The sequence below is a fragment of the Sedimentitalea sp. genome (genome assembly GCF_039973035.1).
Lineage (GTDB): Bacteria > Pseudomonadota > Alphaproteobacteria > Rhodobacterales > Rhodobacteraceae > Sedimentitalea.
The window spans coordinates 100,959-116,041 of sequence record NZ_JBDWLR010000001.1; the positions used below are offsets into that span (position 1 = coordinate 100,959).

The 15,083-nt window shown below is 56.3% G+C and carries 9 protein-coding genes and 4 pseudogenes; 6 read left to right on the forward strand and 7 right to left on the reverse strand.

Annotated features, from left to right (window positions below):
• Positions 1-212: 212 nt before the first annotated feature.
• On the reverse strand, positions 213-977 hold the full coding sequence (locus tag ABJO75_RS00480) for a hypothetical protein (protein ID WP_348124839.1): 765 nt from the start codon (positions 975-977) through the stop codon (positions 213-215).
• Positions 974-1,822 (reverse strand): hypothetical protein, encoded by an 849-nt coding sequence (locus ABJO75_RS00485; RefSeq protein ID WP_348124840.1) that lies wholly within the window; start codon positions 1,820-1,822, stop codon positions 974-976. Before ABJO75_RS00485 ends, ABJO75_RS00480 begins: the two co-directional genes overlap by 4 nt.
• 302 nt (positions 1,823-2,124) lie before the next feature.
• On the opposite strand from ABJO75_RS00485, the pseudogene ABJO75_RS00490 reads away from it, so the two are divergent.
• The 6 genes and pseudogenes from ABJO75_RS00490 to ABJO75_RS00515 all read left to right on the forward strand — a co-directional run.
• Positions 2,125-2,320 (forward strand): annotated as a pseudogene (locus ABJO75_RS00490) (IS6 family transposase); the annotation flags it as partial.
• A gap of 442 nt (positions 2,321-2,762) precedes the next feature.
• Positions 2,763-3,677, forward strand: coding sequence for a LysR family transcriptional regulator (locus ABJO75_RS00495; protein ID WP_348124842.1), 915 nt, complete (start codon positions 2,763-2,765; stop codon positions 3,675-3,677).
• 118 nt (positions 3,678-3,795) lie between these two features.
• Complete coding sequence (locus ABJO75_RS00500; protein WP_348124844.1) at positions 3,796-5,463, forward strand: sulfatase-like hydrolase/transferase; 1,668 nt, start codon at positions 3,796-3,798, stop codon at positions 5,461-5,463.
• A complete protein-coding gene (locus tag ABJO75_RS00505) occupies positions 5,460-7,568 on the forward strand; it encodes a TRAP transporter fused permease subunit (protein ID WP_348124846.1) in 2,109 nt (702 codons plus the stop codon). Before ABJO75_RS00500 ends, ABJO75_RS00505 begins: the two co-directional genes overlap by 4 nt.
• A 32-nt stretch (positions 7,569-7,600) precedes the next feature.
• Entirely contained in the window at positions 7,601-8,575 is a 975-nt protein-coding gene (locus ABJO75_RS00510; RefSeq protein WP_348124848.1) for a TAXI family TRAP transporter solute-binding subunit, read from the forward strand.
• Positions 8,576-8,692: 117 nt separating this feature from the next.
• Positions 8,693-8,975 (forward strand): annotated as a pseudogene (locus tag ABJO75_RS00515) (hypothetical protein); the annotation flags it as partial.
• A gap of 13 nt (positions 8,976-8,988) precedes the next feature.
• On the opposite strand, the pseudogene ABJO75_RS00520 reads toward ABJO75_RS00515, so the two are convergent.
• From ABJO75_RS00520 to ABJO75_RS00540, 5 genes and pseudogenes are all read right to left on the reverse strand, one after another.
• Positions 8,989-9,491: pseudogene (locus ABJO75_RS00520) on the reverse strand (DDE-type integrase/transposase/recombinase); the annotation flags it as partial.
• 191 nt (positions 9,492-9,682) lie between these two features.
• Complete coding sequence (locus ABJO75_RS00525; RefSeq protein WP_348124850.1) at positions 9,683-11,548, reverse strand: EAL domain-containing protein; 1,866 nt, start codon at positions 11,546-11,548, stop codon at positions 9,683-9,685.
• Positions 11,549-11,861: 313 nt separating this feature from the next.
• Positions 11,862-13,013 (reverse strand): MFS transporter, encoded by a 1,152-nt coding sequence (locus ABJO75_RS00530; RefSeq protein ID WP_348414112.1) that lies wholly within the window; start codon positions 13,011-13,013, stop codon positions 11,862-11,864.
• Positions 13,014-13,073: 60 nt separating this feature from the next.
• Positions 13,074-13,862 (reverse strand): hypothetical protein, encoded by a 789-nt coding sequence (locus ABJO75_RS00535; protein WP_348124854.1) that lies wholly within the window; start codon positions 13,860-13,862, stop codon positions 13,074-13,076.
• A gap of 166 nt (positions 13,863-14,028) precedes the next feature.
• A pseudogene (locus tag ABJO75_RS00540) lies at positions 14,029-14,994 on the reverse strand (IS481 family transposase); the annotation flags it as partial.
• Positions 14,995-15,083: the final 89 nt, after the last annotated feature.

Consider the following 15,083-nt stretch of genomic DNA (forward strand, 5'->3'; position numbering starts at 1 on the left):
TTGATGGACCTGGGTCGTCAGAGGGAATCAGACTGGATTTCATCCGATCATTTTTCGATAATACCTATCCAGCTTTCGAAAGCATTGGTTCTGGTCTGGTTTTAGGGGGCTGCGGTCATGCGCAGACAGAACAACTTGGCGATCACTCGTCGGTGTGTTCACCCCGCCCACCCAAACGGACGCGACAGCACCAGAAACTTGGTAATCCGTCTTTAGGGCTTCGAGGGTAATACACCTCTATTCTGCAAGGTCTGCAGTATATCCAGGATCGTTCCGGTACTGACGTCGACAGAGCCGTTCAGGGTCACGCCCGCGCCCCCGTCGCCGATCTCGGTCGTGCCGCCGGAACCATAGTGGGGTGATAGCGAAGCAAGCTCGGGCGGCAATGACGGACAGATCGGATGGTTTGCCATCAGGCCTCCAATAACCGTTCGGAGCAGAGAGTCCGCCAGTTCGATGCCGTCCTTCTGCTCTTGAGTGGGTTCTACCGCGCTTTCGAGCGCAAACTTCAGATCGGCCACCCGAAAGGTCACACAATTGTCTTGCACGACTACGGCGGCCTGCACCGTCACGGCTGCGGTCTCTGACAGAAGTAACTCTCCGCGTTCCGTGGCTTTCAATCCTTCGCGTGCGCAGCGGTACAGCCGCGCCGCCACTGATCCGTCAAATCGAAAGAGCTCATCTTCGGCGGTCACGTCGAACTGCTGTATCTCGGCACGCAGGATGCACAGATCTGCCAGTACATATCCCCGCATGGCATTGCCTAGTTCCGATTGCGCCTCCCTAAGGTCAAGTCGCGTCTCGATCCCGATCCGGGTGGCGGCAGTTTCCGACAGCTTGAGGTCAATCACATAAGGCACGGATCGGTCACCGACCACCAAATCCCGCTCAAAGGTCAAGTCAACTGAGTTTGCCGCCGCCTGCGAGCCAGTTAAGGCCGCGGCCAAGCCGAATATCATGTTTGCAAATCTATTCATTGGTTCTCTGGCCCCAGAACACCGCGCGTTTTCATCACGCGAACCAGATCTAAGAGCGTCGCAGCACTCGTATCAGCCGACCCGCTCAGCGCCGCGCCAACGCCGCCCTGACTGATTTCGCGCACACCTCCGGCCGTATAGCGCGGATCAAGGCTGGCAATCTCCGCAGGCAGCTTGGGACACACCGGGTGGGCCTTAAGCGCCTCTTCTGCCTTTTCGACAATCAGTCGCTCCGCCAGGTCGGTCAGGCCGAACAAGTTGGCCGCTCCGCCGATGAGCCCGAGCGGGTCTAGTTGAACGTCGACCAAGCGTGCGCGTACGCAGGGATGGCGCACATCAGCTCGCGCCGTAGCCTGAAAATTGACATTCTGCCCGAGCAGCAGGACACCGCGATAATACACTTTGGGATCCCGGGTGTTGCAGGCGAAAAACTTGGCCTGAAACTGACCCTGAACCGTCATCGTCTCACCACTGGCGGACACGTCCGAGATCGCCACCGCGAGTTTTCGTTTGCAGGTATCGTCCAGAACGCGTGACAAGAGACCCGGCGCGTTTGCCTGGATGCCCCGCAAATCGACAAAGGCATCGGCACCTATGCGAGTGGGGCTGATATCGCTCAGACGCAGATAGACGTCATAGGGAAGGCTTGCCTCTTTGACGTTCAAATGCTCGCTCAACTTAAAGGCGATCTCATCGGTAGCGCCAGCGTTCGGTGCGGAGTTAAGCGCCAGCGCCAGCAGGATGAACAGAGAGTGACGAGGTCCGCGAAAGCCTGTTTTCCGCGGGTTCTTGCTGTTTCGCACAATTGCGGTAGTCAATTCGTGGATTGACTGGAAGTATCGCATGAAAACCATCCCTTATTCCTGCAAGGCTCGCGATGGCCTTTCGTAGACATCCTGTCATTGAACAAAAACGAAACACAATGGCAAGTTCAGGCAACACCATTCAAATTGCCTAAAGCCCGCGGATTGGAATGTGACCTGCCTGAATTGCAGCACGACAATCAAGACGAGAATGCAGCGTCAATCAGGATGAGAACGTGGGCTTGAAGAGCCGTGGGGAGGGCGTAGCCCAACCGAAGAGCCTTCGAACCCACGTTTCGCTCCAATTTTCGGAGCTGGGTCTGACGTTCGTGGCCGGCTCGGTTAACGTCACCGAAGGATCACACAGGCCGACCAGCAAGCGAGAGAAGATTTTCGGGCGGTACAGATCTTACCGACAGGTGCAGAGATTTCTGACCGCACATGATCAGAGCTGCCGGATTTTCCGTCCGCGTCGCTACAGACTTACCGCAAAAAGCATTTCACCATGCTCGGGCTGAGGCTTTTAGCCTATGGGCCGATCAAACCGCCCGAATGGCGTCGTATTTCCCGGTCACCAGACCCTTCCAAGATTCAAACAACAACTTGGCGATGCCTCAGGCACAGCTCAATCGCCAGATCCGAGTAAAGCGGCTGTCCACCTAGCGTTCTTCGATGTGGCGGCGATCGCAAGGCGAGCACGTCTTCACCGACCCAAACTTTCAGATCACCGCGTCGCCACGGGCCTTCGTTGTACTCAGCCCAATTCGTCACAGGGCGCTTCTGTTTCGTGATCTTGGCGCGACTATCAGCATTGAGCTTGTACGGCATCTATCACATCCGAAGGAGTACAGATCGCAACCATCACCAATGAAGAGCGGATCCGTGCAACCATTCCACGGCGCATTTGGTGACGCAGATCGTCCGATTTTCAGTACAAAGCTGGCTTCAGTTTACTTACGGGTATAACACTTAGCAATAGAGCGTGGGAGGCGTCCAGATCATAAAGCTGCAGCATATCGAAATGCTTTTGGCGATCGAGCAGGCCGGTAGCATACGCGCCGCCTCGAAGCTCTTGGGCAAGACTCAGCCGGCTGTCACGAAAGCCTTGCGTCAGGCTGAGGCGGAGCTTGGCGCGGCGATTTTCAAGCGCGCACCGAGCGGTGTCGCGGTGACAGCGGAAGGAACGCGGATCCTGCGCCGTGCCGGAATAGTTCAGGCAGAGCTGCGCAAGATGCAGGAGGACATCGAGCAACGACGTGGTGAGGGGACTGGGCAGCTTAACGTCACGGTTTCGCCTCTGGCGGCAAGCCGGATCATCGGCGGAACGATCCGAAAATTCAAGCGGCGCTTTCCCAAGGTCCGGGTGCAGATTAGCGGCGGCCACGAGCCGATGGCCTTCGGCCCGGTGCGTGACGGCCTGGTCGATCTGGTGATCGGACCCGAACCGCGCGACGCAGATGTCGCCGGACTGTCAGTGGCCCATCTGGTCGACACGCCGGTCGCGGTCATCGCCGGCGAAAACTCTTGCTGGGTGAACGAAACCCGGCTTGAGGCGCTTCGGGGAGCCGATTGGCTGATGATCGGCACTCGGGCGCGTCTTTCCTATTTACAGCGGCATTTCATATCGCGCGGCCTGCCGCCGCCTGACCCGATGGTGACGTCGGATTCGATCACCAGCATTCTGGCGATGGTCGAAGACGGCGACAATCTGTGTACTTTTCCCGGTCTATTGGTCGATCTCGTTCAGGCCAAGTGGCGGATTCGCGCGCTCGATTTAGAGGAACCGCTTTATGCCTCGCCGATCGCGCTTACAACCGCTTCTGATCGGCCGCCAACCCCGGCCGTGCAGTATTTTTCGGATTGCGTGTTGCAGATTGCGCGTAATGAATTCGGCTAGAGTATTCCCAAAAGATATAGGCATAAACTTTTGGCGCCTCCCTGCTTCGGTTTGATACCGCTACACTCCATCGATCGGGAGGGTGCCGCTTGGCGGCGCGGATGGTTGGGAGGCCGCGATGAATATTCTGTTCATCATGTATGATCAATTGCGTTTTGATTATCTCAGTTGCGCTGGTCATGCAGCGCTCGACACGCCGAATTTCGACCGTGTCGCCGCCAGGGGCGTGCGTTTTACCAATGCTTATGTGCAATCGCCGATCTGCGGCGCGTCGCGGATGAGCTTTTACACCGGGCGCTATGTCTCTTCGCACGGTGCGCAATGGAACGGGTTCCCGCTGCGGGTGGGAGAGGTGACGTTGGGTGATCACCTGCGCGAGGCCGGCATGGATTGCTGGCTCTTGGGTAAAACCCACATGAAGGCCGATGCAAAGGGCATGGCGCGGCTTGGACTGTCCCCCGACAGCGTGATCGGCGCGCGGCAGGCGGATTGCGGCTTTGACAGCTGGGCGCGGGATGATGGGCTTTGGGGTGTCGGGCCGGATGGCTATTACGACCAGAAGCGCTCACCCTACAATGAATTCTTAAAGTCCAAAGGCTATGACGGCGACAACCCCTGGGCCGATTACGCCAATGCCGGGGTCAAGGATGGCGAGATCGCCTCGGGCTGGATGTTCAAGAACGCCGACAAGCCCGCAAACATCCGCGAAGAGCACAGCGAGACCCCCTGGCTGACCTCCGAAACAATTCGTTTCATCGACGACGCCGAGGGCCCTTGGTGCGCGCATGTCTCGTTCATCAAGCCGCATTGGCCCTATATCGTACCTGCGCCCTATCATGATATGTACGGGCACAACCAGATCCAGGGGCCGGTCAGGGACCCATCTGAACGTGACGATCCTCACCCGGTTCTGGCCGCGTATCAGGACACGCGTGTGGCGCAGGCGTTTCAACGAGACGAGGTTCGGGAAAAGGTTATACCGGCCTACATGGGCCTGATCAAGCAATGCGATGACCAGCTGGGCCGCCTGCTCGATCATCTGGAGGCGACCGGCAAAATGGACGACACGATGATCGTGCTGACCTCCGACCACGGCGATTACCTAGGCGATCACTGGCTGGGTGAGAAGGATTTCTTCCACGAGGCGTCTGTCAAGATTCCGTTGATCGTCTGCGATCCACGCGAAAGCGCCAATACCACGCGCGGCAGTACCTGCGATGCCCTTGTGGAAGCCATTGACCTGGCGGCGACCTTCGTGGATGCCGCAGGAGGCGCGGTGTCCGACCATATCATCGAAGGCCGCTCACTTATGCCCTGGATCTGTGGTGAGACGCCATCGGAATGGCGCGATTACGTGATCAGCGAATACGACTATTCCGTAACTCCGCGGGCCGAGGTGCTAGCTGTCACGCCCCGGGATGCACGCATGTTCATGGTGTTCGACGGACGTTGGAAGCTCATCCATTTCGAAGGTGGCTTTCGGCCGATGCTGTTTGATCTCGCGAGCGACCCGGATGAGTTTGCCGATCTTGGTGCAGAAGAAACCCATGCGCCACAGATCGACCGGATGTACGAACACCTCGGACATTGGGGGCGCCGGATGGCCCAACGGGTGACCCGGTCGGATGCCGAGATCATGGCAATGCGCGGCGGCTCGATGCGGCGTGGCATCCTGCCTTTCCTTGTTGATGGCAGCGAAGTGCCGGACGATCTTACACAAAAATATCGTGGACCTGCGCGTCAGTTCCATCTGGACGGCCCGGAAACCCAGGAGGAGAACCAATGACATCCGAGGTTGAAGCACCGCCCGCGCAGCATCGCGTTCTGCTTGAAAAACAAATCGCGGACGTGATCGCCGCGATCTTTGTGGGCGTGATCGTGCTCTATTCCGCCTCCGGGCCGATCAGCGAATTCGTCCGCTGGGTCATCGAGACCACAACACCAGCCTTCGACGAGATGAGCCGCCGCGACCAGAGAGTCTTTCTCCGTGAACACTGGCTGGGAGCGACCTATCGCTCTTTTGAGCAGGGGTTCCTACTGCCCACTGGGTTGATCATCGGCCTGCCTGTCGTGCTGAGCTTTGCCATTACGCTCCTGACCCTGCACCGCAAGCCCAGCCTCAGGGCGGTCAACTGGGCGTTAACAGCGCTGTCGGTCGTGGCCTTCACCAGCTGGATTATCGCGATCTTTTCGTCAGACGCGGGCGTTCTGCCCACGGTGCGCGGCATCGATTACGTGATGTTCCCTCTTGCCACCGCGATCACGCTATACCTGACATGGCGGCTGTTCGGCGGGTTCATCGTCGGATTCTGCCTGTTCTGGGTGATCTACTTTTTCATCAAGGGCTGGCTGCCCGAATGGACCGGTATCCTTGCCGGGTCCGAGGCCACCTTTGGGCAAAATCTGCGTCAGATGATCCTGCAATTCTGGGCCCAGACTGGAGGCATGTTCGGCCAGCCGATCCAGGTGGTGACCGGAAACGTGCTGATCTTCATCGTCTTTGGCGCGGTGCTTATGGCGAGTGGTGCGGGCGACCTGTTGATGAAGATTGCCAACCGGCTGACCGGCGGAATGACCGGCGGCGCGGCGCATGCCTCGGTTGCCTCTTCGGCGCTCTTTGGCACGCTTTCGGGGGCGGCGATTTCCAACGTGGTTTCGACCGGCGTTATGACCATCCCGGTAATCCGTAAGGCCGGATTCAAACCGGCTTTCGCGGGCGCTGTCGAGGCCGCCGCCTCGACGGGCGGACAGATCATGCCGCCGGTGATGGGCGTGGTCGCCTTCTTCGTCGCGGGACAGATTGGGTTGGAATACCGCTATATTGTGGTGGCGGCGATCCTGCCGGCGATCTTCTATTACGTCGGCACCTTCCTCGCTGTCTATTTCGAGGCCCGCAAACGGGGCATTGGTGCGATCCCTACCTCAGAGCGGCCGAAGCTAACTGGCAAGGAATGGGTGCAATGTCTGGTTTTCGTGGTTCCACTCGGCACGCTCAGCTATTTTCTCTTTGCCCAACCCTCGGTACCCAAGGCCGGGTTTTACGGGCTGATCGCGGCGCTGGTCTCGGCCAGTGTCCTGTTTCGTGATTTCCGCTCGGTCAGCCGGTTGTGGCACGCCTTTGTCGATGCAGGCCGGATGGCTGCTTCCATCGTGATCATCGTCACCGCCATCGGGTTGATCGTGGGCCTGATCCAGACCTCTGGATTTTCTGGTCGGCTGTCGCAGCTTTTGGCTGAACTGGCCGACGGGCCGTTGCCGCTGGTGCTGATCGTGGTGGCGCTCGGGTCCATCGTACTGGGCATGGGTCTGCCGCCGGGGGCCACCTATTTTATCATCGTGATCGCGCTTTCTTCGGGCATCGATACGGTAGGCATTGCCCCCTTGACCCTGCACCTTTTCGTCGTGGTCTTTGCGATGATGTCGACGGTGACGCCACCGGTAGCACTCGCTGCCTTTGCCGCCGCGCCCATCGCCGGGGCCGATCCGATCAAGACCGGGTTTGAGGCCGCCAAGATCGCGCTGGCAGGTTTCCTGATCCCTTTCGTTTTTGTCTATCACCCGGCAATGCTCTATAAATTGCAGGTGCTCTTTGAATGGTTCGGCGAGGAACGGGTCAGCTCTCGCGCGATGATCGACATATCGACCGTCACATGGTTCGATTTCTTCTGGATCATCGGAGCTTTCACTCTGGCTATGTGGCTGATCGCATCGGCGCTGGCAGGTTTTGACCGCAGCCGCTTGTTCGCGATCGAACGGGTCCTGCGCCTGGTGCTCGGTGGAATGGCTCTGTTGCCGCAACTCACCGTCGCGGCCCCTGCCGCTGCACTTGGGCTTGCCCTGATCTTTGTCAGCCCGCGCATCTCGAAACGCGCAAGCGCGACACCAAACTGAACAAGAAACGCATTCAACCGGGAGGAAACATGATGCAACACCTGACCTTGGCAGCCCTGTCTGCCGCAACACTCACCGTCGGGACGGCAGGCGCCGAGACGCTTAAGATGTCGACCATTGAGCCGAGCCTTGGACAGGCGATCACAATGGCGACGTTCGCCAACGTGGTGAACTCCAATCAGGACGCGGTTGAGATTGAAGTGGCTGGCGGCGGCGCTGCCACCGTGCACCAGCTCGAGGCCGCGCGCGGCAACCTCGACATGTGGATGACCTCGCCCACGATCTACACGTTCCAGAAAAACGGTACGGCGATGTATGCCAATGAGGCCGAAGCTCCCGCTTTGGCCGAGAATCTGCGCCTGTTAATGTGGTTCCCCTATGGCGATTATCACTATGCTGTGCGCGGCAGCAGCGACATCGAATATCTTGACGATATCGAGGGTGCCACTGTCTTTCTCGGCCCCGCAGGCGGCGGAGCCTTCAACGCGGCCAAGGGCTGGATCGAAGCGACGACCGGGCTTGTTGCAGGGGAGGACTACGAGGCGATCACCGCCAACTGGGCCACCGGTTTCCAGGCCTTTCAGGATGGCAAGATCGACATGTATGTGAACGGCTGCATCGACCCCTGCCAGCAGTTCCTCCAATTTACCGAAACGGAATCGATCCGCTTTATCGGCCCCGAGGATCACACCGGCGAGGCGGTGGATAAATACCTCGGAAACTTCCGCTACATTACCGAGCTTGCAACCAACATGTACAAGAACCAACTGAACGATGGTCCGATCGTGTCCAACGACACCCCCGTCGGCATCGGTGTTCGGGCCGGTCTTGATGAAGAAGCGGTCTATCAGGTGACCAAGGCGTTTTGGGATAACATCGGTTCGATTTCGTCGGACGCACCCTGGGCCAAGGCGCTGAGCGTTGAATTTGCCGTCGAGTCCCGGGCCGACATGGTCCTGCATCCCGGTGCCGAGCGGTATTACCGCGAAGTCGGCGCACTGAAGTAACCGATGAGGCGGAGCGGCCTTCTGCCGCTCCGCCGCCGTTTCAAAGGACAGATTCCGATGTTCATCCGCCGCACCCCTACCGCCTAAAGCCTGACGTGGATTAGAAAATTTTGAGACAGATGGAGCGACGTGGGGGTGTTTGTTCGCATCTTGGTAGGATTGGCTGCGGAACACACAGATCATAAGACGATCATGACCCTCTCTCGGGACATTACTGCGTGATGCCCTGGCGGGTAGCGGATACAAACTATCACAAGGAGCATCGCACGGCTTCGAGCCTGCGGTTAAAAGGGCGGGCGTGGTCGACTGATCGGTCGAACCTAAGAGAAGCATGAATACGAAATTGCACGCGGTTTCTGACAGTATCGGGCGCACGATCCGCTTCTTCATGACCGCCGGTCACCCCTCTCGGCGATGCCATCTTCGGCCAGACGCTCAGTGTAGCGAATGCACAAATATTGCCCGCCGCGTTCCGAGTTTTGGATCAAGCCTCCCTTCTGCACAGGCGTCGATTATGCAGGGCCCGTTGAAGAGCATCGAGAACAAAGTCTATCTTGGCGGACCGCGAGACCCGCCAGCCCACGATGCGGTCGGCAAATGTGTCGATGACGAAGGAGACATACACAAGGCCCTGCCATGTCGAGACATAGGTAGAGTCGCTGACCCAAGGCAGGTTCGGTGCTGGTGACCGGAACCTACGGTTCACCTTGTCGCGCGGACAGGATGCCGAGGTGTCCGGGGTCATCGTCTTGATCGCCTTTCCACGCACAGCGTCACGGATGCCGATCTGTTTCAACAAGCGCTCGACCGTGCAGTGCGTCAGTTCAAAGCCTTCACGCTTCAATTGGTACCACGCCTTGGGGACCCCATAGGCCTGATAACTTTCATCCCAGACCCGTTTGATCTCCGGGCGCAGCCCGAAGGGTGAACAGGACGGAAATGCAATCCGGAAGAAGCTGTCTGTTGGTAGGTTTTCTGAGAACCGGGACCGGATTTCAACGGCATGTCAACTTTCAGTGGCAGGGCTTGTCGTTCAATCATCCGGTGTACCTTCGGCGGTTCTTGGTCAACTTGCGAAATAAATACCTGACGAAGCCTACTAAACCATCAGCACGCACGACTAATACCGCGTAAGTTGATGCGATCATTATCTGTCGAGCAACCCGACCAGAAATTACCCCCTGTTTCAATGAGCCTTTTCCGCAGATTTTCCTCGCTCATCGGCTTTCCGAAATAATAACCTTGCAGATAATCGCAGCCCATTTCGCTAACAAGCCGTGCGTGCTCTTCGGATTCTACGCCTTCGGCGACCACGCGCATGCCAAGACCCTTTCCAATTTCGATGATGGACGCAACCAGCGGCTTCGCAGTTGCATCCTTGAAAACAGGTTGGATAAAGTGGCGATCGATCTTCAGAATATCAGGTCTGATCTCTAGCAACCCTCGTATCGACGCGTGACCTGTTCCGAAATCATCTAGCGCAATCGTCACGCCCAACTCATCAAGTTCGTCAATGGTCCAGCGAAACACATCGCCCATTTGCTCCAGATAGACCGACTCAAGAATTTCGACTGTCAGTCGCCGCGGATCGATGCCCGAGCTTCTGATATCATGGATGAAGGTTGGGTCTGCCAACCGGGCAGCCGAGACATTCACTGCGACGCGAGGCAGCTTCGCACCTGCATCGTCGAGACGTGACATCGCTCCTTGCAGACAGGCAAAGATGATTTTATCGACCCTATTCAAGATGCCCATGTTTGCGGCGGTATCGAGAAACGCAACCGGTGGAAGAATGCCCCTGGTTGGATGAGCCCACCTCACCAGCATCTCGGCGCAAACAATTTTACCGGATTTCGCATCGATCAGGGGCTGAAAGTATGGGAGGAACTCACGTCTTTCGCATGCAAGCAAGAGGTCCGACGCCAACTGCTTGACTGAAATAGAATTGGCATGCATCTCTTCGGTGAAGAAAGACCACCGTCCCTTTCCTTGCGATTTTGCGTGATAAAGCGCTTCATCGGAATTGGCGACGATCTGCTCTGGATCTTCCATCCCCGCTTTGGCAATTGCGACCCCGACACTTGCGCTACAGGACGTCGACTTGCCATCGCATGCGAATGATTCCTGCGTTCTGCGAACAATCTCGTCGGCTAGGCTGCTGATATTGAGGGCGCTCTTGCCCAGCGGCTTTAAAATGACGAATTCGTCTCCGCCTAGACGAGCGACTAGATCGGATTTACAGGTCAATTCCCGCAGCATGTTGGCGACCGAAACCAACAACCGGTCTCCCGCCTCATGACCAAGAGAGTCGTTCACGAACTTGAAACGATCCAGGTCAATGTAGAGGACGGCAAATTCAGTCCCGTGCTTTTTCAGGTTTTCAATCCAGGTCTTGACGTCGACCTCGAAGTGCCGCCGGTTTGAAAGCCCTGTTAAGGCGTCTTCGTTCGCGTCTTTGGCCACTGATTTTGCAAGTTGGTGCAGATGTGTATTCTCTTTCTCGAGACGCTGTACTCTGTCGACAACTCTCGCATAGCTTTCTTGATTGGATGTCGTGGAATCCTCCATTGTCGGCTTGTCAGACTTTGCCCGTTCGTTCTCCTGTTCGATGATCGAGCAGAGCCACCAATGATTGCCCGTCTCGGTATCGGACAAGTGTATCCAACTCATTCGTTGCCGATAGGTTGCTCCGTTCTTGCGGTTGTTCAGAGCCTTGGTTGAAAAATTCTCCCAGTTCATCAGTTTTTCAATGATATGCAAGTGAATATCTTGCGCCAAATCAGGCCCGATGAGAATGGTTCCGCGTTGACCAATAACCTCGGAAGCAGCGTACCCAGTAATCTTCGTGAAAGCTTTGTTACACCACTGAAATTCCATGACCGCTCCGTCCTCATTCGAAGCTAAAGCGAGTGCGAGGCCTTCGGTGCACTTGTCGTTTATTTGACTGAATATCTGGGCAGGTATCACGAGCATCTTCTACATAGTTCCATTCCCTTATGGCACTCAAACTATTGGGAATGTGTAAACAACTTGCTGTGCTACCTGAGGCGTCCCCGCTCGGGGCTAGGTCTTCAGGAGACACGTCGCTGGGCTGGCCGAATGATCCGTGGCTTTCATTTTCGCCGCTGCACTTGTCATACCTGATTTCGCAACCGCGCAGAGCTCGCTCAATGTCCTTAGTGTGGTTTGTCTAACGGCTGACACATGCAGCAAGTTAGCAAGCAAGCACATTTTTTCAAACTGTGCGACAGAACCCGAACTGAAAACTTTCAACAAAACTCATTGATCAAGAAGTTGGGTCTGCCAGACGGCACCGGCCCTTACCTACCCTCAACGCGCAGAAGGCTGCAAAGAGACACAAAAGATATATTGTGGAGGAGGCATAGGCAAACCCCTTTTCTGCGAGGATTGCAACAGTCGCGATGCCGCCGAGACGTGCAAAGGTGATGTCCAAACTCGTCGAGAGCCCGCTCATACCTTTGGGCGCGAACTTTAGAATCATTTGCGTAGATGGTGCATTGCTGCACGCAAGGCCCGAACCAACAAGAATCGATGATAGAATGAGGAGAAGGAGGCTCTCGTCATAAAACGTGAGCGGTAAACCAAGGGCGATTAGCAGCGGAGCGGCAAGCATGATCGTCCGGATATGGGGTCTGTCAACCATGTTGCGCAATAAGGCACTCAAACCGGAGAAGGTCAGCCACATGATTGTCAACAAAAGACCAAGGCTAGCCACCTTGACTTCATTGTTCGACAGCCAAACGGGGAGTTGGAAAAGATAGTAGGTGATGGATCCATAGGTGCAGAAAACATACACGAATGTCATCCAGAGATTCTTGGATCGAACCAGTTCCGAATAGTCCTTCTTAAACCGGGGGTGTGCTGAAAGATCATCATAGAGGTGTCTTCTGTTCAGATTCACCAAGGCGAAGACTGCTATGGCCGCAATAAGAACGAACGCGAGGTTCCAACCATGTTCACTGAGGAAGCTGCCATAGAAAAGCGGCGCGACGGCTGCAATGTAGCCTGCAATACTCCCCCAGACTATTAGTACGCGTCCCGGTTTCTGCGGCGAGGCGCGTGTCAGGAGGAGAGGAACAAGCGGTGAAAAGATGCCGCCACCAAGGCCCTGCAACGCGCGACCGATGATGAGCGTCTCGAAACTTTGCGCAGCGGCCACCAAGAGCGACCCAGCAGCGAATAAGATGATTCCATAGCCAAAGATTTTCCTCGTATTAAAGGCGTCGCCGCACCAGCCCCCGAGTAGAACTCCGGCGGCAACTGCGATGCCATACGAATTAAATATCCAGGCTAGGTCGCCGATCGACAGGCTGAACTGCAATTGAATCGCGTGTAGCAGAAGCGGAACGAGCGTGAGCTCCATCACGAATGCGATATGCGCCGCGATTGGTCCGATGATCGCTGTGCGAGGCGACATGACCACTGGTTCAGCTTCTTCATTTGCCGATGAATAAGGTCTCAATTCTCAGGAGCCCAGTCAGACATTAACGCTCGCCGTCAGATGGGCCTTGCCGTCGACGGATTGAACGGTGGGCTGGACTGGAGAAACGCTGGCCGTGCTTCGAATGCGTTGCGGCGTTTGCATAGTCAGATTGGCCATGTCCCTTGCACCCATCCAAATCAAATGGTCTTCGTCGGTCACTTGTTGGTCCGGACCCAGCCAACGGCCGGGTTCACAGTGACAATAGCCATAGCGAAGATGAGCGCCCTTCGCGGCCAATTGTTTGGGCACCAACGCAAAGACAAAGGACGGGTTCCACGCTCCGATCATTATTTCGAGCAGGATGCGTGACAAAAGTGACGTCGCGCCTAGGCTGCGCGGACCGCCAAGACCGCTGCTGCGAAGCCAGAAATCACCGTGATAACAGACATTGCCCGTGATTGTGTCGAGCGCTTCCGGCCCGGCGTAAAAGGTAAGGTCCGGATCGGGCGTTGAATTGGGTGTGATGTATTTGTGGCGATGGTCATGCAGGTGTGTCGCAAGCGAAATACCCGATAGGTCAAGAAGACGCACGGCCTGTGTATGGACCAGTTCACCGCTTGGATTGAATGCGCAAATCCAGAAGCCGTTGGTGCCGTCGATATAAGAACTCGCCACATCGAACATCGCGTAGATCGAACCGCGATCAGGCTGCTGCATCCGATAGCTGCGGTATTTGGCAAAGTTATCGCCAATCTCTACCCTCAATCCAGCACCTTCTAGATCGTGGAGAATGGTGGACACGCGAGTTGTCAGTTCAAATAGTTTGCTTGGAAACATGCTCATTATAGCGGGTCCTCGATCTACGATTAAGCATCCAGTTTTCATTAAATGCTTCATCTTTTGTTAGATATTTTTTCCTGACAACGCACACAGTTAACAATCAAGTGGTTAATGATGTGTGAGTTTTTGATCTGTCGTGGAATTGTTCCGCTATTTTAGGTTTGTAGTTGTCACATCCCGGACGATAGTATGGCTGTTTCTCAAACAATTCCGGCTTGAGTTTGTGCCAGTCCTTCATGGCTTGCAAGGGCGTTTTGCTGCCTAATGCTGACTGCGGAAGCTGCTGGTTGTAAAGCCAAACGTAGCGATGCAGCGTAGCATCCAGCTCCTCACCAGATCGGAAGTGGTGGCTTTGAAGCACGTCCTCAATCCTGCCGTTGAACCGCTCGACCATGCCGTTGGTTTGAGGTGATCTTGGTGGGGTGAGGCGGTGTTCGATGTCCAGTTCTGTGCAGAGCCGATCGAACTCATGCTTCCCCGTAGCTACCCGCTTGCGCAAGCCAAAGAGCCGGTCGGTGAACTCCTTGCCATTGTCTGTGAGAATGGTGCGAATGCGGATCGGACAGGTGCGTTCAAGATCACGCAGGAAGCGGCGGGCATTGGCCGCCGTCTTGTTGTTGTAGATCCGGATAAAGACCCAGCGGGTGGCCCGATCAATCGCAACGAACAGATAACGGCGGGAGGTCTGGTCCTCCATCTGAGGAAGGTACTTCACGTCAATGTGGATGTATCCCGGCTCGTATGCCTTGAAGCCGCTGTGCTTGGGCCGGGCGTCCTTTGCCTTCAGATCGCGCAGATTACCAACGCCGTGCCGACGCAGGCAACGATCCAGCCCTGAGCGCGAGACATCCGGGTTCAGGAACTCCCGCACCACAGCTAGCAGATCATCCAGCGACACAAGCAGCGTCCTGCGCAAAGAAACCGCAACAGCTTCCTGTGCCGGGGTCAGCGTTGTTTGCAGTCGATGCGCTGTGTGGCTTCGATCCTGTACGCTGTCGCGCTTGCGCCATTTCCACACTGTCTGCTCAGTGATCCCAAAACGCTCCGCCAAAACCCAGGCGGGTTCGTCACTCGCTTGAATTTCCGCCCGTCTCTTGGGTGTCGTCGTCGCCTGGCTATGAAGTTGGATCAGCATTGAGCGTTCTCCCGAATGTCACCCAAAACCGATCTTGCCATGAAAAGGGCAGATCGGCGAGGATCTATGTGATCATCCGGGATGGAACA